We start from the raw sequence: 25,430 nt of genomic DNA on the forward strand, positions 1-25,430 counted from the left end.
GCTACAACGAGGAGTAACTGCCGTTACAAAGCGTTAGCGAGAAGACGCCTGCTGTAAGATGCCTGTACCCAAGCTACGCGTAGTGTCTACTTTAGGAAAAGGGCTAGCACCTCTATCTAGACACGCTTAAAAGTTTGGTGAACCCCAAGACAATTGATTACATAATTGTCAGTCATACAGAGCTAGACCATAGCGGTTTATTGGAAGATGTCCTCCAGTTAGCGCCTAGAGCTACAGTCTTAGCATCAATTGTCGCGCTCCAATTTCTGAAAGGGTTCGTATGCGATCGCAATTCTTGGCGGGTTGTGAAAACTGGCGATCATATACATATTGGCAAGGGACACGAAATTGAATTTGTGAGTGCGCCTAACTTACACTGGCCTGATACAATTTTCATCTGCGATGCCTGCGGCGGGCGTAGCCATCGCAAAACCCAAATCCTCTACACCTGTGATGCTTTTGGAATGCACTTTTGTGATGAGCGCACCTTCGCAAAAGCCTACTTTTCTCGTGGCTATAAAGTTTATTAATAAATAAACTATCCGTATTCAAAGAAAACTATATAAAATTTATTACTAATTTATATATCAACAAATGTTGGTTAAATATTGAAGTTTTGTTGATTGGCTTTTTGAGATAAAGGTTACATACTAAAACCAATCTATGTAAAATAAAGTAGTTAGGTTTCATTGAATAATGAGTCTTTATTGGCTCCATCATATAGCTAATTTTTAGGGCAAGAATATGAGTATTTTAGAATTGATGCACGGATTGAAATTTTTGCATGAGTATACTTTTAATTATTTATTCTAGAAATATTCATGGAAGGATATAGCTATTTTATGTGGTTTGCAGAGAACCTGTATAATCAACTAGTTTTATCGTAAAAAGTTGCTGATACTAAATGTGTTTAATTATTATAAATGAATTCTTTTCTTCAAAATAAGGTTTAAAAGTTTCGATTTACATCAACAAAGTGTATTTGCTTTGTAGAGGAATGTTATGTCTCCAAATAGAAACAATAAGGGTAAAAAAGTCATGTCTGATGAGAATACAACCAATATTAATAATAGTAAACCTCAAAAGCGGCTAATAATTGTCACAGGTGATAAAGGTGGTGTAGGAAAAAGCACCTTTGCACGAGCGCTATTTCAACTGTACATTAATAAAAATTTACCCTGTGTTACTTATGAAGCTGACTTAAGAAATCCTCAGTTAGAAAGATATTTTCAAAAAGACTACCGACCTATAATACGTTACATTGATATTTTTCATAGAGGTGGTGCTGACGATTTATTAATTAATTTAGATGAGAGTGATTGTCCTATTACACTATTAGACTTACCAGCACAATCTGGAGGTTTCTTTGAAAGTTATGTCAAAGAGCTTTCATTTTTTGAAGTGCTTAAGACCGATATTAATTGTCAAGTGACGATGGTTTCAGTAATTAGTAGGGTTCTTGATTCCATAAATGTTCTAGAAAAACTGCGCGAACTTTGTAAAGATCAAGTAGATTATGTTGTTGTCAAGAACTTATTTCATGGTGAAGAAGAAAAATTTGAGCGATATAATGACGCTTTTTTGCGTCAAAATATGCTTACAGAAGGTCTGGTAGAACTTGTGATGCCAGATTTATTCTATAAATCTTACGACTTTATTGATCGTCATGCTCTGACATTTAATGAAGGTCAAACTCATAAAGGAACAAATATTGTGATTAAATCGAGAATTAAATCTTGGCTTGCTGAGTTTGAAGCGCAAATTAAGCCAGCATTTAATTTATTTGGCTTTGATATACAACCAGATGATTGTTACTATCCAGCAGTTGTTGAAAAGTCTAAGGAGCTTAGAGAAAATGAAGAAAAAGAAAAAGCTAAAAATCAAGATTCAAATTTACAATCTGAAAATATAGCTGCTTAATTTAGTAGTTTGCTTAGTTTATTATGTTTAGAAAGCGTTTTGTGATTACATCGGGTGATGCTCGTGTAGGTAAGTCCACAGCTTCTAGGCTCTTACTAGAGTTGTACTTGAAAAATAAACTCAATGTGCGTGTTTTCTACCACGGGCATCGCAATAAGCTATCGATGTATCAAACACAACGCTTTGAGATAAACCATTTGGGATTCTCTAGAGGTGATTCTGATAGGTTATTACTCGACTTAGAAATGTTTCCGAAAATTGAAGTGATTTTGACTGATATGCCAGGTCAAAACCTCCGAGAATTCAAGTTTTTTGAGAGGGATGTTTCACTGATAGAAAACCTTAATTGTCTGGGATATCGTGTTACTTTCTTGCACCCGATATCACACCGTAAAGACTGTGTTGAAGATTATCTTCAGGATTTATATCAGCATTTTGGTAATCAGGTTGATTATGTTGTTATCCAAAATCATTACTTTGGCAAGCGATTTCGATACTATGAGGGGAGTCAATTCCAAGCTGATATTAAAAAACTAAACGGCTTGGAACTAGTTTTAGGTGGATTGCATAATGACTTTTACCAGTTGCTTGAGGATACTAGTTTACCTTATACTCAACTAATTGAAACTAACTCTCCTCTTAATACTATTCAGCGTTCGCTAACATTCAACTGGATGGAGAATTTTCATAACTCTATTGTTTCTAATGGAATAGCTTCTAATTATCTAGGGTTGAGTACGAACTGTGCAGAATTAGTTTCTATGGGTGTAAGTAAAAAAAATTCTTCCAATCTTGATGTAACTGAAGATATTGAATCTGAGAAATGGTAAGTATTGGCTTTACGAAATTGAAAGTGAGACTTTAAATTGACTGTTTAAAAACAACCTATGACTAATATTGCAAAAGTTGTTGAAAAAGTTGTTGCAGAATATTCTGAAGAAAAAAAAGCAGAGGTTACTGATTGGATACTTAAATTGGGTATTCGCCCTGATGACCCCTTGTTTAACCTATATGCGGAACTGGGTACAACTCAGTTTGCGTTGCAGCAGCTACCAGGTAGGCTTGACTCCCTTGTGGTGGGTTGGACTGACATGGTAGACGATAAGCTTAATAGTGCTTCTAAGGTGGCTATACAGCAACAAAAGAGTGCGATCGCAGAAGCGGCGAAGGATTTAGTTAAGATGACTAAGCAAGCTGGTGGGGTTTTCCCTCACTTGGATGTAAGTAATTGGCGATTGGCACAAGTGGCGGGGGTATTGGGTTTTGTACTGGCATTAGGGACTGCAATTGGTGTTTTTACATACAAGACCATCGCTGGAAGTATAACTTTTCAGCCGGCGGCTTCTGGATCTGCCATCTTACAATCTGAAGATAAAAAGCTTTTAGATTGGGCTAAATCCAATGAAGGTAAGGTAGCGCGTAGTATTTATGTTAAAAACGCCGCTATCATTAAAACTTGCCGCCAGCAGAAAAAGTATTCAGGTGGCTGCATAATTGCAGTTGATTAATTTTTTAGGCAACCCAGCCTTTGTATCCCTTATTACTGGTTTTAGCTGTATCTTTTTGACTTTTTTGGTTTGTTTTGACTCTTGCGTGGGTTTCTTGAGTAACTTCTTCTTCGATTTTCATGTCTGTAAAGCTGAGGATTCCCAGGCGGATTGCTTCGCGGATAGCGTTTAACCTATCTTTGACTCCTAGCTTGATAAATGAATTATGTAGATATGACCTTACTGTACCTTCTGAAACATACATGACATTGGCAATTTCATTATTTTTCATGCCTCCGGCAGCTAATTGAAGAACTGTGATCTCTTTATTAGAGAAATCACTTAACAAATCTAGTGCATTTCTATCGGGTGTGTCATTTGACCTGAGACTATCAATCAAAATACGATTAATAGTTGGGTCAATCCATGATTCATTATTGTACGCAGCCATGACTGCTTCAACGAATCTTTCTCCTACTTCTTCTCTAACGCTATTTTTAGCGTAGTAGCAGTCTGCGCCATTACTAATTGCTGCGTTAATGGTAAGCTATTCCACATTTAAGTTGCAATAGTAATATTACCCTTATTCTTAATTTTTCTTCCCCATTTAATAATTAATTCTCCTTGATTTAACAGCTTATCAAGTAAATTTTTTAGTTCATCGACTGATTTAAATAACCTGTGGGCTACATATTCTTTAGCTGAATGCCATACCAATTCTACTAAATTCATATCTGGGCTATATGCCGGCAGAAAATATAGTTGAATGTTTGGCAACTCTTTCTCAATTGCCTCTATAATTACTTTCTTTTTATGGTAACTAGCGTTATCCAGAATAATTAAAATTACTGGGCCATTCTCGGAAAAATTAGATTCTAGATTTCCTGCTAAAACCCATTCTTTTTTCACAAATTCATTTAATTTTTTTAACTGCGCATAAAAAATTTCACCATTCCCTTTCTCAATGAAATAACACATTCTCTTGCTGTCGTGATATCTTACTCCTCCCATTATATTTACACGCCCGCGACTCCTCTGACCTGTTACTTTTTTACTCGAACCTTTTTTGCTCCAATTTTTACGTCTAATTACCCTGAGACTAAAACCACTCTCATCCCAAAACCAGACTTGTAACCTTTCAGGGCAAGACTTTGAAGCTTCTAGATATCCAAGCAGTTTTTCTTTAAAGACCTCTCTTTTTATCGGATCTTGCTTATCCTCTAGACTGTATTTTGCCCAAAGGTAAGCATACTTTTTTTGCTTTAATATTCTCCTGACTTGTTCTCCGCTTAACTTAATATCAGTTCTTTTGTCTAAATATGTAGCTAATCTTGCTGTTGTCCATCGTCCAAATTCATAGCCTAATTCACTTGGTTCTTTGTCAATAACTTCCATTAATAATTCAATATATTCATTTGTTGCTTTCTGGTAATTTCCTTTTCTCCTGCCATCTTTTAGACTTTCTAAATTGTCTGGATCACCATGAACACACCAATATGCTACACTTCTACATGAACAGCCTAAAAATTCACTTATCTCCTGATAAGTTTTTCCATCATTCATCAGAAGTAACATCAATATTCTCTGTATAAATTGAGAGCGATCGCTATCTTTTAAAGCTTTTTGTAAATTGTCTTTTTGAGATTGAGCTAGAAACCCTTTAGCAGGCATGATAACGCTATAGACACGGATATATCTATTTTACCATTTATGCAATTTAAATGTGGAACAGCTTATCTCTGCTGCTATTTGCAGTCATAACCACAATTCTAATTGATGCGTGTTTGGATTTAATTGTGCTTATTACATCAATGCCATCGATATCCGGTAAATCAATATTTATAATTACGATATCTGGCTTTTCTTTGTCAACAATTTCTATTCCTTGTTTTCCGTATTTGGCAACGCCACATACTTGGATTGCACCAGTTTCAGATAATATTGTTGCCGCGCCAATCCTAGATATGTTCTCATTTTCAATGATGACAACATTAATAGGTTTCATATTATATGCTTTTTTGGTTTGGTATTGGTATTGTCCCTGATAATAATACTTATAGCACTTACCTTTTTGAGAATGTTTAATCTTTACAATTACTATAAAATAATTACCTTATTTAAAATCTTTATATTATTTGTAAAAACTTTACAAAGTAATTGGGTGGTTTATGTAGTTTTCATTAAGCAATCTATTTACTAGATAATTTTATTTATCAGTACTGGTTTTAATAGTTATCAGCGAATTGATAGGGGAATAGATAATTTTTTATGAAGAGCGATAAACTTTTAGGATGGATAGAAAAGATTGTTGTTTGGTCTTTAATAGGGATGCTATGTTTGGTCGGGTTAGGCAGATTGCCTGTTAACCCGACGAGTTTGTTTGACTTTACTGCGTCTTTTTACTATTTTGCTGTTGCGGTTGTTATTTGTCCCAAGACTCCACTGAGTTTTAATAAAAAGCTGATTTTTGGATTTATAGCTTTTATGTATGGCGTGTGGTTTGGGTTGATTTAATCTAGCTCTTTAGCAGAATCCTGGTTTTTGAATTGTTTTTGACTCTGTTCGCGGCGTGCTTGTTGCTCATTGAACAGAGTCTTGAAACGTTCAAATTCCTCTTTGGTGACATTATTAATGGTGATAGAGTACTCTTCTGAATTATTGTCATGAGATGCCAAGAGTACTTCTCGACTTTGTTCAGAATCAGGCAAATTTCTATCAAGGCTAAGAGTTTGTGAATCTTCTTCTAATTTTAGACTTGCAGTATATTCTTCACTTTTATAAATGATACCTTGTGTTTCTTTATCTGATTTTCCAAATATATCTAAGCGGTCTAAAATTACAGGAATAACAAACTGTCTAATTTGAGAATCGGCGGTAAGAGATTGTACTCTATCTTCTGGACTCTCTTCTACTGGGTTTCCATTATTGTCGTCATTTTTATTTGTGGGGTTTTTTAGAACCTTTTGTTCAATTGTCGTTCCTGTGAACTGGCTTGCTTCGGCTTGTGAAGATGACTCTTGATTAACTTGATTAACTTGATTAACAAAAGTGATAGGTTTAATTTCTGTAGAGTTTACTTTTGCTTCATCTTGCACTACTTCACTGATTCTGTTAATTTCAGAATTCAACCTTAGCACAGCCTCTTTTGTTTCCTCAGCAGTTGGAGGCTTTTTTGTAGATTCTTCAAATTTATCATCAGGGATGTTAAGCTGTTTGATCAATTCTCTGAGGAGACTGGCTTGCATCGCTGGAGTTAAACCTTCTACTGGAAGTTCGATTAGTTCTTTCATACTAAAATTACCTCTCCACTAAATCTTTTTTGACATCTTTGAGAGCATTATTGATACGGGAATTCATGAGCTGAAAATCCTGTAATGTTTCATTGCTGATGTTACTTACTTGGGTTTTTCCTTCTTTGAAATATAATAATATATTGTCATTTTTATCTTTAACTAAGTAAATTTTGTCTTGGGCTTTTGTAGCAATTTGGTATTTTTCTGTTTGTACTGACATAATGCCATTGATATCTTCCTGTCCAATAATTTTAACTAAGCTTTGGGCAAGACTGGTCATTTCATTAATTTTTTCTAGCTCCTTAATATCTCGCTCCATTGCCTTAAAAGCGTTCTCAAGACTGATATTTTCTTTGATGTATAAATCAGTTACCTCCTGAATTCTCTTGAGATATATTTCTGATTTACCGAGCTTTTCAGATGCTACATACCAGTCTTGAAGATTTTGCACTGTATTAGCTTTCATCCGCTCGATAATGTTATCCATCGCTCCAACCTGCTGTATTGAAGGTGATGCGAGTGCTTGGTCAATATTTGGTTGTTGACTTTGTTGTGGAGAGAAAATGCTCTTGTCATTAGTAATAAATGGGTTATGTGATACTTGTGTATTGTAAGAAATAGTGTTGGTACTAATTAGGGCATTTTCTACAGAATTAAATACAGCGTATCCTTGGGAAGTTTGTTCTACCTTGTACCCTTTTTCTTGAAGGTAATTTTGAACTAATTGGTCACTTCCTTGTGCATTTCCGACTATGAAAGAGCTTTTCGCTTCTATTGCTTTATTAAGTAAAGGTTTGTAGTAATTTTCAAATGTTTGAGCAATTTGCTCGCTTGTCACTCCGCGCCACGGGCCAGACCCGGACACCATAATAATGTCGTCTTTCGAGTAATTTCCTGTGTTGGCACGTTCTCCCCATGCTTGCTCGTAATTACGGGTGCTTGAAGGTGTTTCGGGGGACGCAGCTGATTTACCGATAAACTGGGTAGCTATTTGTGCCATCGCAATATCTTTTTTCATGTGTTCAGCGACGGCGGCGTTTATAGGTTCGAGTTGGGATAGTGGATTTGTTAGCGGACGATCAGTCTGTTCGGATTTTTCCTGCTGAGTTTGTACTGTAGTTTGTTGTGACTTTTCAACTACATTGGTGTATGCTTCGCTGAGGGCTTGAATAAATGCGGATTCTTTACCCTTACCTTTCCACTGTTTATCCTGGGCGTTAGTTATATTGGTACAGTTTTCCAGCCACTCAGCTCCTCCGCGTTTGGCGATCGCCTCAGTTAGCCGGGGGTGTTGTTCGAGTTTAGCCTGAAGCACTTCTACCATTAACTTGTATTCATCAGCTGATGGATACAACTGCTTTTGGTGATTAAATGCGTGTTCGGCGGATGCGTATGCTAGTCCTTCAGGTTTTTGGACATGGGTTTCTACTCCATACTGTCCAGCAGGGGCTTCTGGATTATTATTGACTGAAACTTGGTAATCGTTTTGCAGCTTGCCTTGTTCTTTTGCGAGTGCAGTGGCAAGACTGAGTGCTACTCCAAGCCCATCTTTGGAGTCGGGACTGATATTTACTGGAGTTGCAGGTTGTTTTTGAATGGTTGGGAACGGAACAATTTTGCCATTGACATAATTCCCTAGCGGCTCCATGAATAAGCCATATACCTGACTCTTACTCGCCTGTGCTTGGGTAAGTTCTTTCGGTGAATGCTTTTCCCATTTCGCCCAGGCTTGCTGGTAACTTGGATCTTGAATCATTTTGGGGGTAATTTTGTATTGCTTACCCACCCGGAAAGCAACTTGCTCGCCGTTTTTACCTTGAGCGATCGCAATATCTCCCTCTTTGACACCATAAGTTTTTTGGTAATCTACACCTCTGGTAGTGTGTATCCTACCGTGTCCGCGCATGGCATCGATAGTTGTATCAGCTGGTACTGTGGAAGATTCGCCGTGCAGATGCAGGGAATAAACCATTGGTACTGGTTTTCCAGATATAGTCGGGTTGTCTGGAATCTGAGGGTTAGCAGCGCGTGCCGCAGTGGAGTTCCCAATGGCGATAATTTCTTCTACATTTGCTTGGTTTGAAGAGTGTGAGGGAGTATTTTGAGCAACTTCTCTGAGGCTTGTATAGCTACGTTCTACTTTAATTTCTCCCCCAGGAGTCCACTCGTTAGTTTTGATGGTGAGGTCGCTGTTGCTTTGGACTACTGCAAGAGGAGGTTGGTTTGAGGCGAGGAAGTTCTCAAATTTTTGGCGAACGCTGTTTTCTCTGCCCCAGTCATTTTTAATTGACCAGATGTTGATAGACCATCTGCCAGCCTCAGTATTGAGGGCAGCGTGTTCATTCTTGCAGTTAAAGCGGGTTACAGTACCCGACTCAAGTTTAAACTCTTGGTATGGTGCGTCCTGATTCTCCTCCCTAGTCCATGCCATTCGTTCCTTAGCAGCGCGATATCCCCAGTCAGAATTTCCGATATTAATGCTGCGGGCCTCTGTCGCAGCATAACTATCGTCGCGGTGGTAGTTGATGCCAGCGCCGGGGTTTTCGGAGTAAGTGACCAGCACAATATCCGCGTCAGGATATACTTGTTTGACAAGTTCCATTAACTTGTCATCCTGTACCCCTGGCTTGAAGTCTTTATCCTTCAAATCCCATTTTGCACCGACCCATGCAACTTGTCTCAGTAGTGCGTAGTTGGATTTATCGTTTTCAAGTATCGGTTTGAGGTGGGTTTCAAGGTGCGATCGCAATTGTTCTACTTTTTCCTCGCTTACCTTACCCAATATTTCGATAGCTTTGGTTTGATCAGCTTGGCGCGAGTTTGGTAGTAATATTGCTTGGTTATCAGCTTCTAATTTTGTGTTTGTTGATACTTGTATATCGACTGCGTTTTTGTAAACTTGTGAAATACCTGCAACTGTAGCGTTAGTATTTGATTGAATGTTAATATTATTTTCTGGTACAGCTTTTGCAGGAATAATTGGTACTGGAGAATCTTCTTGATTAAGCTCTCTGGGACGGTTAGGTAGTGCTTGTAGAGCTTTTTTGTACTCACTATCTTCTGGAATTTGGTTTAATTCTAAACGACTACCTTCAGCCGCAACTTTTTGATTTAACTCTGCACTAAGCTGTTCATAGCGGTCAAATCCCTCAACTTCACCGATATTAATCGGTTCTCCAAGTAAATTATTTAATTCTTCGTTTATTTCTTCGAGAATTTCATTTTTATTAAAAATAAATGTAGCTGTGTTACTCTCAATAAAATAATGATTTTCAGTAGATTTTGATTCTAGCCAAGTAGCTACAGCGATCGCGTCTTGTGCGGGAACTACTAATCCGAGAGCTTCTTTAGCTTCTAAGAGCGATCCATCTGGCGAACTATATTGTTGGTTTGGGTTATAAAAATATACAGTTTGTTCTGGAACGACTGGAGGGATTTGTGACGGTGTATCTGCACTCTTGATATTACCACCAGCACGGTCAATAAATGTTTGTTTTAGTTCGTCACTAATAGTACTTTCATCAAGTACGAATACAGTCATACCTTTTTTGGCTTCTAACCGAGCTTGTGATATGGCAAGCTGTTCGTATGATACTCCTACTTTTTCTAGATATTTTTTGGTTTTTTCGGTTATATTTTCATCAACTGCTAATCCTAGAATACCTACTAATTTTTGTTCTTTATCTTGGAATATAATTGTCGGACGTTCATTAATTTTACCGACTATTTGGTTGCGTTTTTCTTGCTGTTCGTTTCTCACAGGTTGCTCATTACTTATAAGCTGACTGCGCTTAACCCATTTGTCGGGATACTCTACTGTTTCTGGATTAATAGTTATTTTACAGGTACTTTCATTACTGGTAATCTGTACAGGGATACTAGTTCGTTGTTGGTTTAAGCGAATAATACCCGTATCAATTAATTTTTGTACAGTGCTACTTTCTTTCCTTTGCCACTGTCTTTGTACATTCTCTCTATTTAACTCGGTTTCAAGGCGTTCAGTATGCTGACCAATAATACCGAGGGATTGATCGCCAATTTTAGCAATATAAACGTGCTTTTTATCAAATGCACGAACTAAAGTTTCTTGAAATGCTTGGTTGCTAATTTCCTGTTTTTTGTACTTTTGATTAGTAATATTAATTCGTAAAAAATTTCCCTTAGATGTCTCTGCTATTGCATAGGCATTTTGTCCGGTGATGATGGTTTGAATTTTAAGCTGTAACTGTTGCCCATTCCCAGGCTTTTCTGCTAGCCAGCCTTGTGCAATACCTTCTTTGATTGATTCTTTATCAATGTTGCCTAGTTTCTCAGGTTTATTACCATTTTGAAGATAAATGCTATAGTCTTCACGAATCAGGTCAACTTTTTCGATTGTTAACATTACAGGTTCATTATTAAACCTTTGGGAATTTCCAAACTTATTAACTTCACCTACTTTAAATGTAAGTTCTGGTAGTCCGGGTACTTTGGTTGTAACAGAGGTGGTATATACTTCACCTTTTTCAATGCTGGCAATAGCAACACTACCAATTGGTAGTCGGGCGTTACTTTGTTCTATATTTCCAAATGTTTCGTAATTACCTTCCTGATTCTGGATTTCAATGACACTTTTTCCATCTTCAACTAGATTAAATCGAATATTTTTAGGTTTATTTTCATGAAATAATTCACTACTGCGGTCGAAACCAGTGATACTAAACTCGTTAAATCTAAGTGTGTCTAACTGACTGATAATCTCTTCAGGAAAGGCAGCAAAGGCGAAATTAGAAACTTTCTTTTGGTAATCGCTACCTTTATCATTACTACTCTCACGAGTAGTTGATACTGCCCAAGTAGCAGCTGCCATTGCTAACTTTTGTCCTTCTGGAATGGAATTGGAAAATTCTTCTGCTATCTGGTAGGCTTTTTGGTAAAGAAGCTTAATTTGACCTTCGCTTAATTCAGCTTGGAAGGCTATTTTGTTAGACGTTACTTCCTGTCCAAGTTCAATTCCTATCTCTTCGGGTTTGTTTTCTTGCTCCTTAGCAAGTGTTCCTAATGCCCTAAACTTGGGTTTACCGTTCTCAGTCTCATCGTTAATTTGGGCATAAACTACATATTTATGCAGGCGGTTACTGTTGCGCTTGTCTTCAGATATTTCTGATAGCTTGATCGTAATTTTATTAGCTTTCCAGATAAATTCGTTGTCATACTGTAAAAGGTTAGTTACACTTACTTGATTGCCGTTAGCAAGGGTAATATTTACAGACGGCCCTTTTTCAGTTTCTTTTTGTCTAGATAGCTGACTCGCTTGGTTAAAGGATTTGTCGAATTCTTTTTTGACAAGAGTAGCTCTTAATCGCTGTTCGTTAGAAAACTCGACACCTTTAAATAAAGCTTGAAATTGGGCGATTTCACGTGATTCGAGACGAGCTTTTTCAAAATACTGGTTGGTTTGAGCAATTAGTAATTCAACAGGCGAGTATCCCGTCGGTTGAATTGTATTGTCAATATAAACATCTTTTTTCTTATCCTTAATATAGTTAACTTCCCGGTGGAGAATCCGACTGTTGTTGCGGATAATTTCCATTTCGGGTTTTTTGGCACTTTTGAAGAGGTCAACTGCAATTTGGTTTTGAAATGCTGCCTCGGCAATCATTTCGCGGTACACCTGGGTATTAGTGTTCATTGCTACTAGTGCATTGATCTGGTTTAGGGGTTCTTGCCGAACAGTTTTGATAAACTCTTCCATGTAACCGCGATACTTGGTCGGAATTTCCTTCCCTTCAATACCCTTGGATTTTGCCCAGGCTTCTGTTTTAAATAAATCTTCGTAGTGTTTGGCTACCTGCCGTACGTACTCAATTTGGTCTTTTTCACTACCAAAGTTTTTCAGGATAGTAATTTCTGACTCTAATGCCTCAATTGAGGTCAGGTGATTGTTGATAACACCGACACTAATGCCATCGCTCATGTGTATGGCGATTTCTTCAAATTCTGGCTGACTACCATCTTCCTGGTAAAAAGATTGTTTTTTGAGTTTAACAGTTGGATCGTAAGCGTTTTCAGGCAGATTGCGCTCCCTTGCCTCGGCAGTGAGGTTTGGATACCTGCTTGCCCGCTCGAAGCCAATACAATCACCGTCGTAGTCGCGTGCCTGACGCTCTTGTTCGGACTCTTGAGGAAGAATTTCTAGTTTGTAACCAGCTGACTTTAGTTCTGAAATATACTCATTAAATTTGTTGGTAAACTCGATTTTGTTTTTAGTTTCAAGCTTGCCGATATTTTTATCTAAGTAATTTTCAATACCTTCTAACTGAATATTTTTACTTTGGGCTTCGGGTAGGACAGATTTAATTTGCTTGTTTAAACGGTTGTAAATGCGATCGCTTGTTTCGTCCGAGACAGCGATCGCACCTACGAGAGGTTGACCATCAGGCCCAAGAATATCTTCTACAATTTTGTTAATTGAGACGCACAGACCATTTGAGTTGAGGAAAGGGGAGCGGAAGTTGAGAACTTCTTCCCCGTCTTGATAGTGTGGAATGCAGATTTCCTCATTTTGCAGGTCTTTGGAGGGAATGACCATTGCTCGCTCAAACGTGAGTGTTTTGCCAATGGCGATTTCTTTCCACTCGTTTTGGACGAACCGGGCGAGTTCGCGCTGTACTTTCTCAGTTTCAAGAAGTTGACCCTCTCCTTGCAGGTCAGCTTTGATAAGTTTGTAAATGAAAGAGTCAGTAGCAATGCGATCGCCTACGGCGGGCGCTCCCGCGCCATCGCGCAAAGTTTCTAACTCTTCTGCTACTGTTGGATCTTCTGCTGCTTGTTCTTCTAGCGTGGTTGCTTGTTCTTCAAGAAAAGCTTTCCGCTTCTCGTACTTTTCGCGGTAAAGTTGTGCAAGTTGTCGAGGGTCGTCCTGTACAACATTCAGCTTTTTGGCTTCAAGTTCTAGCTGTTCGGTAAAGTCTTTCAGCCCGTTAGGGAATGAAGCGAGTAACTGCGAGATAGCTGTTTTACCGAGTTCAGATTGTGATTTTTCACCTAGCCAGATATTTTGCCTGTACAGTCCAGGTTGAATTTGGGGCTTGCTTGGCCCATTAGGGTTGTCTTTATCAGTTCCCTTGAATGCAGATAAGGGAAGAATTAAGTCAATTTTAGTTGATTTGTTGGGATCTGAATAATTGAGGATTTGGTCAAGGTTTGCAGGTCGTAAAGTACCTTTGCCAAAGCGGTATTTGTTATCGTCTCCGTCTTGGTCAGTCCAGCCGAAGCGGTGCTGAATTACTCGATATTTATCACCTTTTTGATGCTTGGTTAATTCGTGATATAAGTCTGTGGATATTTGCCCGTAACAGTCTCCTGTTAGCCGATACGCCTGATCGTTACTAATAACGCCACCATTTTCACCATTACTGTCATCAACAATTAGAATATTTAACTCTTTATTGACGCTATTTTTACACGAACCGAGAAAAATAGATCCGTAAGCACCTCTATCTTTGTTGTCAGGGCATAATTGTTTAATTCTATCTAGACATTCTTCCGGCCCATATAGCAACCGTGTTTTTGATGATAATAATAATTTGTGACCTTCAGGATGATTAATTAATTGTTCCACACTAGACTTTTCGTCCATATGCCCGAACGAAAAGTTAACCCCAGGAAAGAAATGTTCTATTAAGGTATCATTAAGTTCTTCTTTTAACAGTGAATCTGGATTAACCGTATTACCATCTGTATGAATCCACTGATTTAACCTAGTGTCAAAATGTTTAGCTTGAATTGTCATATATAAACAATTAAACTTATAAATTTAAATATAAATTTTTACTTTTTGGCACTAAAATACCCTTAGAGCTTGATTTTACTTTCTCTATATCGGTAATTTATTAAACAATTTTCTAATTTCTATTTCCAAAATAAATGTAATTGTTAATACAGATTAATGTAGTTATTACTTAGATCCAGTCTCCTGAAGACCTATTCGGCGCGATATCAAAATTTAAGTATGAAAAAAATATACAAACTTCTCAATTACTTCTTGCTTAATGCTAAATCAGTAGTAACATTCTTAATGTTTGCCATTGTGCTGATGTTTGTAGTTTGAGAGAGAAAGCTAAATTAGTGTGGCAGCAGCTTGATAATTTTATGTCTGCCTAATTTTTTACCCTTCTGTAGTTTTTCAATTTGGAGTTGTCCTTTGTTCTAGCTATTATTTTATTTAAAGTAACTAGAACAAAGTGGCTTGACATACAAAGCTTGACTTCTCAGTGTGGGTTCGCAGATAAGATGAAATTCTGACAACGAATTTATAAGGGTTCCAGGTACCGATATTCGCGCATAAAGTGAAATTCATTGTGGAGTCTGGGTTTGAGCCAAATATTCAATTCGCACATAAATTGAAATTTTCCGACTTTGATTTAACGACAGCCCGAATGCTTTTAAAAGCGTACTTTTGAAGTGCGATAGGCTTACGCCCCACGCCCAGGCGATCGCCTCGTGTCATAGGTAGCCAAGCAGCTTGACTATGGAAAATTCGGAATTTTAGGTATAAATTATAATCAGTATTTAACAAAATATAGTGAATTTCTGTGAGTAGATGCAAAATTTCACTTTATGTGCCAATTCGCTAGCTTTCTCAAACCCTTGCCCCACAATCGATTTCACTTTATGTGCGAATTCCGTCGCCTGGAACTCCTGTAACTCCGTTGTTCAAATTTCATCTTATCTACGAACCGACAAAACCCACAGAGATAAACGATATTAGGATTTTTTCACCTGAGTAGGATATAGTTTGTACGAAGTATTCAAATTTGAACACTTCGTACAAACTATAGTAATTCCCAACAGCTTTTTACCCACAGTCGAATGGCACTGTGGATTAAGTTTTCTCTACCAACAGATTTACTATTGCTCAATGCCTCTTTGCGATCGCAACTTACCCATTAATGCTTCTTGGGTAAAGATACGCAAGCTTTCAATCTGCTCGATTTCGTTTGTTGTTAGTCGAGTTGGTATCTCTTCGTACCAGTTTCCCTGACTATAGCAGGTTTGCATCACAGGAGTATTATCCCCATGACGGTAAACAGTCAGAATATTGGCATCTAAGCTGGCACTCAATTCCCGTCCCTTGATACGGAAATTATTGGTAACAAGCATATAGTCAGTGATTGTAGAAGGCAGATATTTGAGGTTAGAAGGGAGAAGGTTAGGAAAAGGGGGAGTAGCGGAAGATTGCTCTTGCAGGATTTGTTGAGCAGTGGATAGACGGTTTTCTTCTGAAATATCCTGTTGTGGGTGCTGTTCCTTCAGATACGGCTGTACTTTTTTCTTAACCTTATTTGCTTCCGACGTGGGTTTCTCTTCTAATTTTGGTTGTATTATCGAAATTTGATCTGGATAATTATTGTTTAGTGCATTTGTACTCCCAAGTGTTTTGGAGTTACTATCGGTATCGCCATTAGCATCACTTGTACTGTTGCTAGTAGGTCTCTCAGTACACAAGTAATTATTATTACGTATAATATTAGTATTTATGCGGTTAATTGCTCTGGCTTTAGCTTGTTGAATTACTTCCTTATCTTTCTCTTGGTCGTATGTTATTCCGTATTCAGACAGCAGTTTGTTCCAACTATAGGGTTTGTATACTTGATAACCAGCGATTTTCACATCATTATGGATGTAGGTAAAGCCTAGTAGTTCCTCTCCCTGCATTTTAGGCAATACCCCAATGTTGTTTTCCTCCAAGCGTTGGATGAATGTGGAGACAGTGGGACTATCCTTAATGGCTTCTCCTATTGCTTGGCGAATAATTTCCTTAATTGTTGGGGTTTTGTGCTTACTGTTGACTGCTCTAATACTTTTCGATCGGTTGGGGCTGGTGAGTGCAGTTATCCCGTACTCTTGCTGTAACTTAGAGGCGACAGCTTCATTCGTTGTCGGTGTCACCTCTAACCCTAGTTCCGCCGCGATGCGTCTAGTTGAGACTTGGGAGTTGAAATAATCATAGGAATCATTAACTAAACTGCCATCTAACCGAATTCGGGAGGCAATTATGTGCAGGTGTTCATGGTCGCGATCGTGATGGCGTACTGCAACGAACTGACTCGTAGCTGCTACAGATGATTCTTCCTTGGGTAAATATCCCATATCTTTGAGATATTCCCTTGCTACATAGCTGTACTGACTGTCTGATAAATGCTCATGATAGTTGTGGCGGTGTGCTATCGAGATAATGAGGTGGGCACACTGCCGTTTAACTGCTTTTTTGGTGTACTTGATGTTGAGAAACTGCTGGTTGAATTCATCTGGGTTTGTTCCCATCATATTAGTATCGACAATCCCAGCATCATCTTTCCCCAAGACATACTTGAGCGTGTCGAGAAAATTGGGTTTTTTATAGATGACGGGAATCAAATTGAGGGAGTTGAAAGTAGGGGGATATAGAACCTGTAATGCCTTATTTATCTTGGCTTGAGGGTGATTTGTCTGGAACGTCTAGGTTAAATGCAGCTGCGATAGTCTGATCTACGAGTGCGATCGCATTATTGACAGTATCCAAAATTTGCTGGTTGTTTGTTTCCTTTGCTAAGTGAGATAACATCATCAGTTCGCTTTTGAGGTTTCCAGCAGTAGCGCGGATAGTTATCAAGTCGGCAGATGGTTTTGCCGTTAGTACCCGCCTTAACCCACAGGAACGTAAATACTCAGATGCAGTTACCCCTGTGGCGATCGCTTTTTCCTCAATGGTAGTTTTCTCTTGCTCAAAGAGGTATACCTTGATAGATTTGGTTCGCTTTATGGAATTACTTACCATATCTTCTTTCACTGCGGGACTGAGTGGCATAGTTAGAGACTGCACTGAGGGAGTTGGGGATAACCGGAAATCTGACAACAGTGTATGGTCTCAATTGCGGACAATATCGCTGCTACTTTTGGTATAAACTATACTTGATTTAGATGCCGCCAGTGAGAGTACTGTAACTTGTGATAATACAAGGTAATATCTTATGGTTCGTCTTGTAACTGACACTGAAGCCGTAAACCTTGTTTTTAATGATGCAATTGTTGGGTTGTAGAGATTGTATGGTTATGTCGCCAGCGTGCGATCGCGTAGTGGGTGGTATCCATTATCGTGAATTAAATTATACGTAATTACAATTATTTATAGGTATTATTTTTCAATCTGTTTATTTATCAAACAGTAGATATATTACAAAGGTAGCATTTTGTGATACAAGATAAGACGATTGGTATTAAAGGCACTGTCAATTAATCTAGTTTATTGATAATAGCCTTAGTAATAAAATGACCCTACTAAACATACCTTGTCTTAGTTACAGGACTGTACGGTAACAGCAATAGTCTGTTGTGGAGTGCAACTATAGTAAATCAGATGCAGAGAGGGTTATGGGGTTATGTGCCAAGCTGATTAACCTTTGACGTAATGCTGAAATAATTGGGTTAATTTGCCCTCAGAATACCTCAATTATGGGAATTGTCAGAGTTTATTTTTCAGTTAATTATTTATTTTGATTGACAAAAATCAAACCCAATTTCACTTGATTGGGGTAATTAGCGTGTGAATTGGGGTAGTTAGGAGTAAATACGGGGGTGAGTTCTCCCATCGTATGGTTAAAGTATGAGTATTGACAAATAGCTTACTGAGAAGCTTGATTTGCACGTTATATAGAAGAGAAGTTATGGCAAGAGCGAGTAAGCCAGCTGATTCGGTTGAGTTGGCGCGTATCATGCGGAATAAAGATATGGAGGACGGTATAGTAATTAGCTATCTCCAGTCGAAGAAGCGAGGGCAAACTGAGTTAGTATGTGAGGCGCTGCGGGCGTATTACCTACCATTTGCGCTATCTGCTGCGGGGGTATCTGGTGTTGAATTGCAGTCAGCCCTCCATGATGCGATCGCGCAACTTGAAGTTCAGATCATTAAGATGAAACGGACGTTTGGGATGGAGGGGTTGCCCCAGATAGTTCTTGTTAATCCTCATAGTGGAGTTTTCTCGCAAGGTACAACTGGGTTACAACCAACAGTTGGAACTAATGGCGTGGAAATAACTCCTATTTCAGCTAATTCGGTTCCCCCTTCAGTTTCTTTTTTTGATTCCACTGGGCCAAGTCCTGTGTCGTTACCTGTTGCGACAGAACCAGTCGGATCAAATGTTTTGGGAGAAGATTCCGAAGATGATGGGTTTTTTAATGATGACGAGGATGATCCAATTGCTAAGGCAGAAATAGAAGTTGATGCAGGATTTCGTCTGGAGTGAGGGGATTATGAGGATATCGGTGGTTAGGTGTTGGAGAAAAGCATACTCTCTACTTTTGCTTGTGATACTTGCGTAAGTCCTATCCTTGTCCTGTTTGTCGTTGTGGGCAATATCTCCTGGAGTGCGAACCGACGGTCGGCGCTTCGCTATCGCGGCGCTGTTGCCAGTAAGTGCTTTGCACCACTACACTGGGCGCATTTAGAAGGAGTTTTCGCTTAAGCACCTGCATTGTTCAAAGGTTGTATGAAACCATTTCAGCCATACATTTGGTCAAAGCCTTTGGTCGAGGGCATCAACAGTATTTGACCGAACTGGAAAGGCGATCGCATTCTAGTTTTAGAGGTGCGATCGCCTAGAATAATCACTTCATGTATCTCATCTGTAAAAACTACAATCAAAAATTTGACAGCAAAGCAAATATGTAATTGACCCCATTTGACATACCTTGTTATCGTACAAGACTGCACAATTGCGATACTTTTTACTGGGGTAATTGCGGGGATGGTTGAGGTAATACGGGGTGTGATGATGACAATTGCATTGTTTGAATTACAGGCAAAAAGCTAATTTTGTTTAATAATTCAACTTTTAGTTGATACAGAATTTGGGTGTGATTGGGGTAATTTAGTCATGATTTAGGAGGTGATTTAACAGTGAATATTAAAGCAGTTTTTAGTACATTAGTGTACTTACAATCTACGGTTTGGATTTGGTGTTAGTGCTATGGAGTTATTTCAATTAGCCCCGTGGCAGTTTGCAGTGGACTCTCTACTCAATGGAGCTGGTATGAATGCTGTAGCGCCATCGAAGAACATCGCTGTAATAGTTTTTTCTCTACGCACTTTCTATGTAAAAAAGCTGTTAAACCCTGTAAAGAAAGTGTTTTACACCACAGTATTTTTCCCATTTCGGTTAAATTGGGAACGATAGTAAAAGGTAATAAAAGATAAAGATATGCCCAAAACTAAGGAGAAAACAGACGTAAAAAAGGTAGTAATTACGATTGACATGGGTGCAAGTAAAACCAAGGTGATCGTTCAAGAGTATCCAGAGGGAAAGCCTGTTGTTTTACTTTTCGACTCAGAAGTAGCGGACGTTGCTAAAGCTTCGATTGAGAGCATTCAACAAGAAGGTAATCCTGAATCTCGTACTTGGGTAGGAATAGGTGATGAGTATTGCGCCTTGGGAGAGCTTGCCCGTCGTCGGTTTGGGGGTATATCGCAGCTGAAGGAGCTAAAGTACGAACTAGCAGTCCCTAAAATTTGTGGTGCATTTTGGCTGGCTAAGGAGAAGTTGAACCTGGGTAATGATGTTGCAGCTTACTTGAGCATCCTGCTGCCGCCCGGTGAAATGCAAGACAAAGAACAGTTACAAGTGCGGTTAAAGGAAGCGTTTCGAGGATTTGATACACCAGCAGGTAAGATGCGGGTAAAAATGCTTCGTTATGATGCAGCTTCTGAGGGTAGTGGAATATTTTTTCACCGTAGGCGATCGCTTGGCAATAATATGCCTGCTTCGATGTACGTGATGCTTGGTTATCGCAATGCAAGTATTTTCACCTTTCGGAGTGGTTCAATTAGCGCGGGAATAACCAGCAATTTTGGTATGTCTTGGCTGGTGAATAATTTTACTTCCAAGACATCGGGACTAAGCCCTGATAATCCCAATATTATTGAGGTGTTGGTAGAAGCTGGAGTTAGTTGTGACTCCCAGGTGATGCAGAAACTCTCACGCAAGCGCAAAGGTGATGAAATTCAACTTGATGGCGAGTCGATGTCCAAGGCTTTATTGCTTGCTAGAGATGAATATTGGCGTGCGATCGTCAGGTGGTTGCGCTCGAAGATGGATGAGGATATTGAAGAACTGGTGTTTTGCGGAGGGACTGCGGATTATATTCGTCCAGAAATAGACGCTTACTTCCAGAAAGAGGGAATTAAGGTATCCTGGCACGGTAATATTTTTATACCTGATGAGATATCTTCCGGTATTGGCAATCGGATGGCGGATGTCTGGGCGCTTTACCAATATATGATTACTCAGTTTGATGAGTTGACTGGTTATACTCGCTCTGAAGTTGTACTGCTAACTAAATCCGCTGAAGGTAGTACAGATAATCCAGATGAAGAAGTTAAACGCAAGTATAATTTTACGCCTTGTGAGCGACCTAGTACCTTTATTGCTGTGAACGAGAATGTTTGATTAGCTCAGAAAAAGTAGTGTAGTTACAAGGACTGCAACTACACTTCTGGGATGCTTTTTACGTAACTTCTCAATAACCACTGCATGAATGAGCCGATTACTCGTGGTTAGGTGAGAATAGATAGTTCTAGGGGGATTGAAAATAATTCCTTGTTGGCAGCGCCCCTTTCTATAATGACATCAGGTAGATAGAGAATATTGTTATCCCGCTTCAATCGAGTACACTTTGAACAAAGACTGTTGTTCAGCGTAGAATCTTCATGGCAAGGTGGTTATATTATGTCAACAGAAGATTTTTCTTCTCAATAAGCTCAAAAAAGTCGCATTAATAGCTGCTGGTTGACACAGCTTTAAAGGTTGAAATCACATTAGAATTATGCCGTTGGTTTTTATACTCAATAACCAGCTTGCACAAAGGCAATAATGCTTTCCTACGGAACTATTAGATTGAGCAAGTGCTGAGTGAATATCTCTTGGACGGGGTATATTTCTTTTTGTGTACAATTCCACAATAGGCAATCTGTGTAGCTAGATCGATATTACTTGCAGTCAACCTCTGTGTTGATAGCAATCCTTGTTAGAGAAATCAGAAAAATGATATAACATTATCTCAAAATTCTTCGCCCAAACTGATATAACGTTATCTCATGACTGGGAGTCGGAAATATAGTAATCAAGAAAGAGAAAAATTATGCCTGCCAATTTGACACTTTCGATTGAGACAAACGCTGGAGGAGTGGCAAAAAGTACTATTTCATACAATCTTGCGTATGAATTGGGTGTTCGTGGCTATTCAGTGGCACTATTAGACATCGATCCTAACGAATCATTGACATTATTTTGCGGATTGGGAGAATTTAAAACTCAGGGAACAATGGCTAATGTTTACGATCCAGACTTCAAGGGGGATTGGCCTTTAGTTACAGCTTGGCAAGGTAAGATTGACAAAATTCAAGTTTGTAAAGGCGGAAAAGAATTACACGAAACAATTCGGGAAGTTTCAAAGGATCTGCGTGGAGCTTATACTCTTGCAGATCGGTTGAGTGATTATCCCTTATCTCACGATTTTGTAATTATTGATTGTCCTGCAACATTGGAGCCTTTACCACTGACTGCTCTTGCAGCTTCTAGCCACGTGTTAATTCCAATTCAACCTGAATACAAGGCTTCTCAAAGTGCTGCGGCGATGATTGAGTGGTACTATTTCAACTGCAAGCGGCTGAGATTGAAACCGACTCCGAAAATATTAGGTATAGTTCCTACTCGTTGGAAAAGTGATTGGGGAGCGCATAGAAGTATTGTTGAGGAACTTCCCCTAGTCTGTAAGAATTTGGGAATTCAGTATTTTAGCCCAATTCGAGAATCAGCTGATATTCTTAATGCTTCTGGTAGAGGACTACCTCTGGGAATTTACAGACCAGGTAAAGAGGCAAGAGGAGATTTTATGCCAATTGTTGATGCACTAGTTCAAGAACTTAAGCTAATAAGAGGTTGATCGATGACAAAATTAAACAAACCGAGTGTACTTGGAATGTTTGCTTCTGCTGCTGATTCTCAACAGGTATTTGAGCTTGAAGAACGAGTAGAAGATTTACAGGCAGAGATTACAAGATTAAAAGATGAACAAGCACAGGGAAAGCTTGCTGAAGAAGAACGTACACTCCTCAATCAAACTATTGAAGACCTACGAGAACATTTGAAAGCATCTGGGATTTTTAAAATTCACTATAGTGAAGTAAGGCCCAATCCCAAACAAGCAAGGCAAACATTTACTTCGGATAGTATTCGGAGTATGGCTGTTTCAATTAGAGAGGAAGGGCAACAACAGCCGATTATTTTACTACCGGGAAATCTCATTTTTGATGGAGAACGGAGATGGAGATCAGTTGCAGAAGAGTTACAGCCAGAAATTGAAACACTTGATGCAGTGATGCTTCAGAAAGTTCTTTCTGAAGAGGAATTACATACACGCACTTTATTAACTAGTCTTCACCGAGAAGGCTTGAATGAGCTAGATTTAGCCGAAGGTTTGATTCAACAGGCTAAGTTAGCTTTGGAATTTGAGCAGGAAGAAGTAGTTAGAGCACTTAGGAGAGCAATAGCTAGATTAAACGCAAAAAAACTTTTGCCCCAATTAACTGAATTGGTTATTTTAACTAGAAAAGAGCAGTCAGAAGGCATTAAAGAATTTAATTTGGACGAAATAGAACAAAGTATTCTTCTGTTGTTACTACGTTTTCAACAAAATCCAGCATCAGTAGATGCAAATGTCTTTCCTTGTTTACGGCTTTCAGAAGACTTAAAAATTGCGATTAGACAATTAGGACTTGGTGCAAACCACGCCCGCTCGCTCCAAAAACTAAATTCTAAAAATTTAAAAGTTGAAGAAACTAAAGCTCTTAAAATCCGACAAGATGCTACATCACAAGTTTTGCAAGAAAGGCTAACAGTCGCTCAAACTCGTTTTCTAGTTGCCCAAACTATTGCTGAACATGCTCCTGAAACAAAACCTAAACCAAGTCACCAAATCAGTTCTCTAATTCGAGATGTCTCAGCAACTAAGGTCGAAGATATCCAGCAAGAGCAACTGAGAGATTTATTGGCTGTATTAGAAGCTAAGGCAAAAGAGATTCGGAAAAAGTTGGACTAATACTATTTCGTCCGACTTAGTTCACTGAATCGGAGATGTCCATGTAATCTATGAGTGCCTATCTAAACTACCCAAATGGCTTTCGCCTGAATCCCGCAGAGTCAAACCAGAATTATCAGCCGAACGGTTTCAGCATGTGAGATTTCTAGACTGCCAAGAGGGGATACTTTGTAAGTTTACGGGTGAGCCTGTAGTTGGAGAATATAATGGACAATCTTCAATCATCCAAGTTAAAGTTCAATGCCCCAACTATGAGCAAACTGCTATTAGAGTGAGTACGGGAGAAGTGCTTTCTACAATAGCGATTCCTTCTCCTTGGACATAAATAGTTTTCAAGAAACCAAATAATCTTTAATCTGGTCTTGCTCACCTCGTAAAGCTTTCATTCCTTGTCGATGAGCAGAGCGTACCTTGGAATGACTCCTCTTCAATCAGATCCAGAAATTCCAGGTTACTCCAGTGACATTTTTTAGCTACCGCAACCACTAACCGGAGGTTGGCGGTAATCATTTTTTGTTTAGCCAGTTGACCAAGCTTTTGGATTTGGGTTAACTGTGCTTCTGTTTTATTTACCTCGATAGCTAGTTCAGCCCTAGTTTGGGAACGCTCTAGTCGTTGCACTTGAAAATCGTTTTGCTTATCAAGTTTTGCATTGACCTTACAAGTCTTGTGTAGACAATCTTTTACTCTGGCAATAGCCTCGGAAAGCGACCAATTTCTCGTAGGTAAATTCCAACTGTATCAAAGCTTGGCTAGACATCTTGCGTGGTGGGAAGCTAATTTAAACAAAGATATTGACAGTAGAGTATAAATCAAACAGTCAACCATTTCAGAGGGTGTAGGGAACCCATGTTTTGAAACGTGGGATTTAACCAAGGAGCGGAGGCGGAGACATTCCGCCTCTGCGCTTTGTATTTCGCGCTATGCGTCTCGAAATAAATATTTTTTTAAGTGGGCTTTAGACCACAACTAAAGTTTTCTATTCCTTCTTCTCTATTTTTTTGTAAGTTAATTTCTACTACGTTCATAGAAAAGATTTCAAAAATTCTGATGGGGGCTATATGGGGGCTATGTGTACCCCAAAAATAGATTAGGACTTTGACGAGAATTTGACACCTACATAGGGGCTTCATGGGGGCTTCATGGGGTACATTTAGCTATTTGATATTTTGTACCCCACTTAGCCCCCAAGGGGTATGATAAGCTCTTGAGGTTAGAGAGGGAAGGGACAGAGTTCTGGGGAAAGACTCATAGCAAGTTATTCTTCTCTCCCCTGCTTTCCTGCTCCCCTAAATAATCTGAACAGATAACTTTCACAAATCAAAACGTATTGACTTGATCCCTATGTCAAACATTCACGCCTTGCAAAAAATTTGGTTCTTCAGTACTTACTATGCTAAATTATTAGCTGCGAAGGTTAAAAAGTATAAAGAATTGCATAAAATATTTAGTAAAACTTTTGACATAATTGACTTAGGACGCAGATTCATTATTAACTGTAAGTACTAGAAAAGTATTTTTTGTCTATTTACAGTTATGAACAGGAAACAAAATATGGCTCTTCGGTTGCTTTTATGGAGATTGTTCAAAATAATTGAATTATAGTGAATATAAT

Annotated in this window: 18 protein-coding genes and 3 pseudogenes; 10 read left to right on the forward strand and 11 right to left on the reverse strand. The window is 38.7% G+C overall.

All coding sequences use genetic code 11. The annotated features are described in order from the left end of the window. Positions 1 to 110: 110 nt before the first annotated feature. From CDG76_RS27725 to CDG76_RS27740, 4 genes and pseudogenes are all read left to right on the forward strand, one after another. A pseudogene (locus CDG76_RS27725) lies at positions 111 to 491 on the forward strand (diflavin flavoprotein A); the annotation flags it as partial. Between the two features lie 547 nt (positions 492 to 1,038). Further along, entirely contained in the window at positions 1,039 to 1,920 is an 882-nt protein-coding gene (locus CDG76_RS27730) for a chromosome partitioning protein ParA (RefSeq protein ID WP_094352074.1), read from the forward strand. Between the two features lie 23 nt (positions 1,921 to 1,943). Continuing rightward, positions 1,944 to 2,750 (forward strand): hypothetical protein, encoded by an 807-nt coding sequence (locus tag CDG76_RS27735; protein WP_094352075.1) that lies wholly within the window; start codon positions 1,944 to 1,946, stop codon positions 2,748 to 2,750. Between the two features lie 57 nt (positions 2,751 to 2,807). Then, positions 2,808 to 3,428 (forward strand): DUF6753 family protein, encoded by a 621-nt coding sequence (locus CDG76_RS27740; protein WP_094352076.1) that lies wholly within the window; start codon positions 2,808 to 2,810, stop codon positions 3,426 to 3,428. A gap of 4 nt (positions 3,429 to 3,432) precedes the next feature. On the opposite strand, the gene CDG76_RS27745 is transcribed toward CDG76_RS27740, so the two are convergent. The 3 genes from CDG76_RS27745 to CDG76_RS27755 form a co-directional block, all read right to left on the reverse strand. Further along, positions 3,433 to 3,858, reverse strand: coding sequence for a response regulator transcription factor (locus tag CDG76_RS27745; protein WP_223265418.1), 426 nt, complete (start codon positions 3,856 to 3,858; stop codon positions 3,433 to 3,435). A 107-nt stretch (positions 3,859 to 3,965) separates the two neighbouring features. Continuing rightward, positions 3,966 to 5,078, reverse strand: a complete 1,113-nt coding sequence (locus CDG76_RS27750; protein WP_094347467.1) for an IS630 family transposase — start codon at positions 5,076 to 5,078, stop codon at positions 3,966 to 3,968. Positions 5,079 to 5,124: 46 nt separating this feature from the next. Next, on the reverse strand, positions 5,125 to 5,412 hold the full coding sequence (locus tag CDG76_RS27755) for a response regulator transcription factor (protein WP_223265419.1): 288 nt from the start codon (positions 5,410 to 5,412) through the stop codon (positions 5,125 to 5,127). 263 nt (positions 5,413 to 5,675) lie between these two features. Here CDG76_RS27755 and CDG76_RS27760 point away from each other — a divergent pair, with 263 nt between their 5' ends. Next, positions 5,676 to 5,921, forward strand: coding sequence for a hypothetical protein (locus CDG76_RS27760; RefSeq protein ID WP_094352077.1), 246 nt, complete (start codon positions 5,676 to 5,678; stop codon positions 5,919 to 5,921). On the opposite strand, the gene CDG76_RS27765 is transcribed toward CDG76_RS27760, so the two are convergent. From CDG76_RS27765 to CDG76_RS27780, 4 genes are all read right to left on the reverse strand, one after another. Beyond that, a complete protein-coding gene (locus CDG76_RS27765) occupies positions 5,918 to 6,697 on the reverse strand; it encodes a hypothetical protein (RefSeq protein ID WP_094352078.1) in 780 nt (259 codons plus the stop codon). The genes CDG76_RS27760 and CDG76_RS27765 overlap by 4 nt on opposite strands. Positions 6,698 to 6,704: 7 nt before the next feature. After that, positions 6,705 to 14,474, reverse strand: coding sequence for a hypothetical protein (locus CDG76_RS27770; protein ID WP_094352079.1), 7,770 nt, complete (start codon positions 14,472 to 14,474; stop codon positions 6,705 to 6,707). A 1,118-nt stretch (positions 14,475 to 15,592) separates the two neighbouring features. Next, positions 15,593 to 17,101, reverse strand: coding sequence for a relaxase/mobilization nuclease domain-containing protein (locus CDG76_RS27775; protein WP_223265420.1), 1,509 nt, complete (start codon positions 17,099 to 17,101; stop codon positions 15,593 to 15,595). A 43-nt stretch (positions 17,102 to 17,144) separates the two neighbouring features. Next, positions 17,145 to 17,531, reverse strand: coding sequence for a plasmid mobilization protein (locus tag CDG76_RS27780; protein ID WP_094352081.1), 387 nt, complete (start codon positions 17,529 to 17,531; stop codon positions 17,145 to 17,147). Positions 17,532 to 18,387: 856 nt separating this feature from the next. Here CDG76_RS27780 and CDG76_RS27785 point away from each other — a divergent pair. Beyond that, positions 18,388 to 18,966: a hypothetical protein gene (locus CDG76_RS27785; RefSeq protein ID WP_094352082.1), complete on the forward strand. Its 579-nt coding sequence runs from the start codon at positions 18,388 to 18,390 to the stop codon at positions 18,964 to 18,966. A gap of 79 nt (positions 18,967 to 19,045) precedes the next feature. On the opposite strand, the gene CDG76_RS37740 is transcribed toward CDG76_RS27785, so the two are convergent. Both CDG76_RS37740 and CDG76_RS37745 read right to left on the reverse strand, forming a co-directional pair. After that, positions 19,046 to 19,189 (reverse strand): hypothetical protein, encoded by a 144-nt coding sequence (locus CDG76_RS37740; RefSeq protein ID WP_190240999.1) that lies wholly within the window; start codon positions 19,187 to 19,189, stop codon positions 19,046 to 19,048. 31 nt (positions 19,190 to 19,220) lie between these two features. Continuing rightward, positions 19,221 to 19,364: a hypothetical protein gene (locus CDG76_RS37745; RefSeq protein WP_190241000.1), complete on the reverse strand. Its 144-nt coding sequence runs from the start codon at positions 19,362 to 19,364 to the stop codon at positions 19,221 to 19,223. Between the two features lie 325 nt (positions 19,365 to 19,689). Between CDG76_RS37745 and CDG76_RS27790 the strand changes: the two genes are divergently transcribed. From CDG76_RS27790 to CDG76_RS27805, 4 genes are all read left to right on the forward strand, one after another. Next, a complete protein-coding gene (locus CDG76_RS27790; RefSeq protein WP_094352083.1) occupies positions 19,690 to 19,896 on the forward strand; it encodes a hypothetical protein in 207 nt (68 codons plus the stop codon). Positions 19,897 to 19,920: 24 nt separating this feature from the next. After that, entirely contained in the window at positions 19,921 to 21,165 is a 1,245-nt protein-coding gene (locus CDG76_RS27795; protein WP_094352084.1) for a ParM/StbA family protein, read from the forward strand. Positions 21,166 to 21,856: 691 nt separating this feature from the next. Next, complete coding sequence (locus CDG76_RS27800; RefSeq protein ID WP_094352085.1) at positions 21,857 to 22,660, forward strand: ParA family protein; 804 nt, start codon at positions 21,857 to 21,859, stop codon at positions 22,658 to 22,660. A 3-nt stretch (positions 22,661 to 22,663) separates the two neighbouring features. Further along, a complete protein-coding gene (locus tag CDG76_RS27805; RefSeq protein ID WP_094352086.1) occupies positions 22,664 to 23,815 on the forward strand; it encodes a ParB/RepB/Spo0J family partition protein in 1,152 nt (383 codons plus the stop codon). A gap of 423 nt (positions 23,816 to 24,238) precedes the next feature. Here CDG76_RS27805 and CDG76_RS39730 read toward each other — a convergent pair. Together CDG76_RS39730 and CDG76_RS39735 are read right to left on the reverse strand one after the other, a co-directional pair. Continuing rightward, positions 24,239 to 24,346: pseudogene (locus CDG76_RS39730) on the reverse strand (RNA polymerase sigma factor, RpoD/SigA family); the annotation flags it as partial. 152 nt (positions 24,347 to 24,498) lie between these two features. Further along, positions 24,499 to 24,558 (reverse strand): annotated as a pseudogene (locus tag CDG76_RS39735) (sigma-70 factor domain-containing protein); the annotation flags it as partial. Between the last annotated feature and the right edge of the window lie 872 nt (positions 24,559 to 25,430).

Source organism: Nostoc sp. 'Peltigera membranacea cyanobiont' 210A, from assembly GCF_002246015.1.
Lineage (GTDB): Bacteria > Cyanobacteriota > Cyanobacteriia > Cyanobacteriales > Nostocaceae > Nostoc.

What these genes read in the sequence shown, in the direction of transcription:
- CDG76_RS27730 (WP_094352074.1), top strand. Translation starts at nt 1,039, where the DNA reads ATGTCTGATGAGAATACAACCAATATTAATAATAGTAAACCTCAAAAG.
- CDG76_RS27735 (WP_094352075.1), top strand. Translation starts at nt 1,944, where the DNA reads ATGTTTAGAAAGCGTTTTGTGATTACATCGGGTGATGCTCGTGTAGGT.
- CDG76_RS27740 (WP_094352076.1), top strand. Translation starts at nt 2,808, where the DNA reads ATGACTAATATTGCAAAAGTTGTTGAAAAAGTTGTTGCAGAATATTCT.
- CDG76_RS27745 (WP_223265418.1), bottom strand. Translation starts at nt 3,858, where the DNA reads ATGGCTGCGTACAATAATGAATCATGGATTGACCCAACTATTAATCGT.
- CDG76_RS27750 (WP_094347467.1), bottom strand. Translation starts at nt 5,078, where the DNA reads ATGCCTGCTAAAGGGTTTCTAGCTCAATCTCAAAAAGACAATTTACAA.
- CDG76_RS27755 (WP_223265419.1), bottom strand. Translation starts at nt 5,412, where the DNA reads ATGAAACCTATTAATGTTGTCATCATTGAAAATGAGAACATATCTAGG.
- CDG76_RS27760 (WP_094352077.1), top strand. Translation starts at nt 5,676, where the DNA reads ATGAAGAGCGATAAACTTTTAGGATGGATAGAAAAGATTGTTGTTTGG.
- CDG76_RS27765 (WP_094352078.1), bottom strand. Translation starts at nt 6,697, where the DNA reads ATGAAAGAACTAATCGAACTTCCAGTAGAAGGTTTAACTCCAGCGATG.
- CDG76_RS27770 (WP_094352079.1), bottom strand. Translation starts at nt 14,474, where the DNA reads ATGACAATTCAAGCTAAACATTTTGACACTAGGTTAAATCAGTGGATT.
- CDG76_RS27780 (WP_094352081.1), bottom strand. Translation starts at nt 17,531, where the DNA reads ATGCCACTCAGTCCCGCAGTGAAAGAAGATATGGTAAGTAATTCCATA.
- CDG76_RS27785 (WP_094352082.1), top strand. Translation starts at nt 18,388, where the DNA reads ATGGCAAGAGCGAGTAAGCCAGCTGATTCGGTTGAGTTGGCGCGTATC.
- CDG76_RS27790 (WP_094352083.1), top strand. Translation starts at nt 19,690, where the DNA reads ATGGAGTTATTTCAATTAGCCCCGTGGCAGTTTGCAGTGGACTCTCTA.
- CDG76_RS27795 (WP_094352084.1), top strand. Translation starts at nt 19,921, where the DNA reads ATGCCCAAAACTAAGGAGAAAACAGACGTAAAAAAGGTAGTAATTACG.
- CDG76_RS27800 (WP_094352085.1), top strand. Translation starts at nt 21,857, where the DNA reads ATGCCTGCCAATTTGACACTTTCGATTGAGACAAACGCTGGAGGAGTG.
- CDG76_RS27805 (WP_094352086.1), top strand. Translation starts at nt 22,664, where the DNA reads ATGACAAAATTAAACAAACCGAGTGTACTTGGAATGTTTGCTTCTGCT.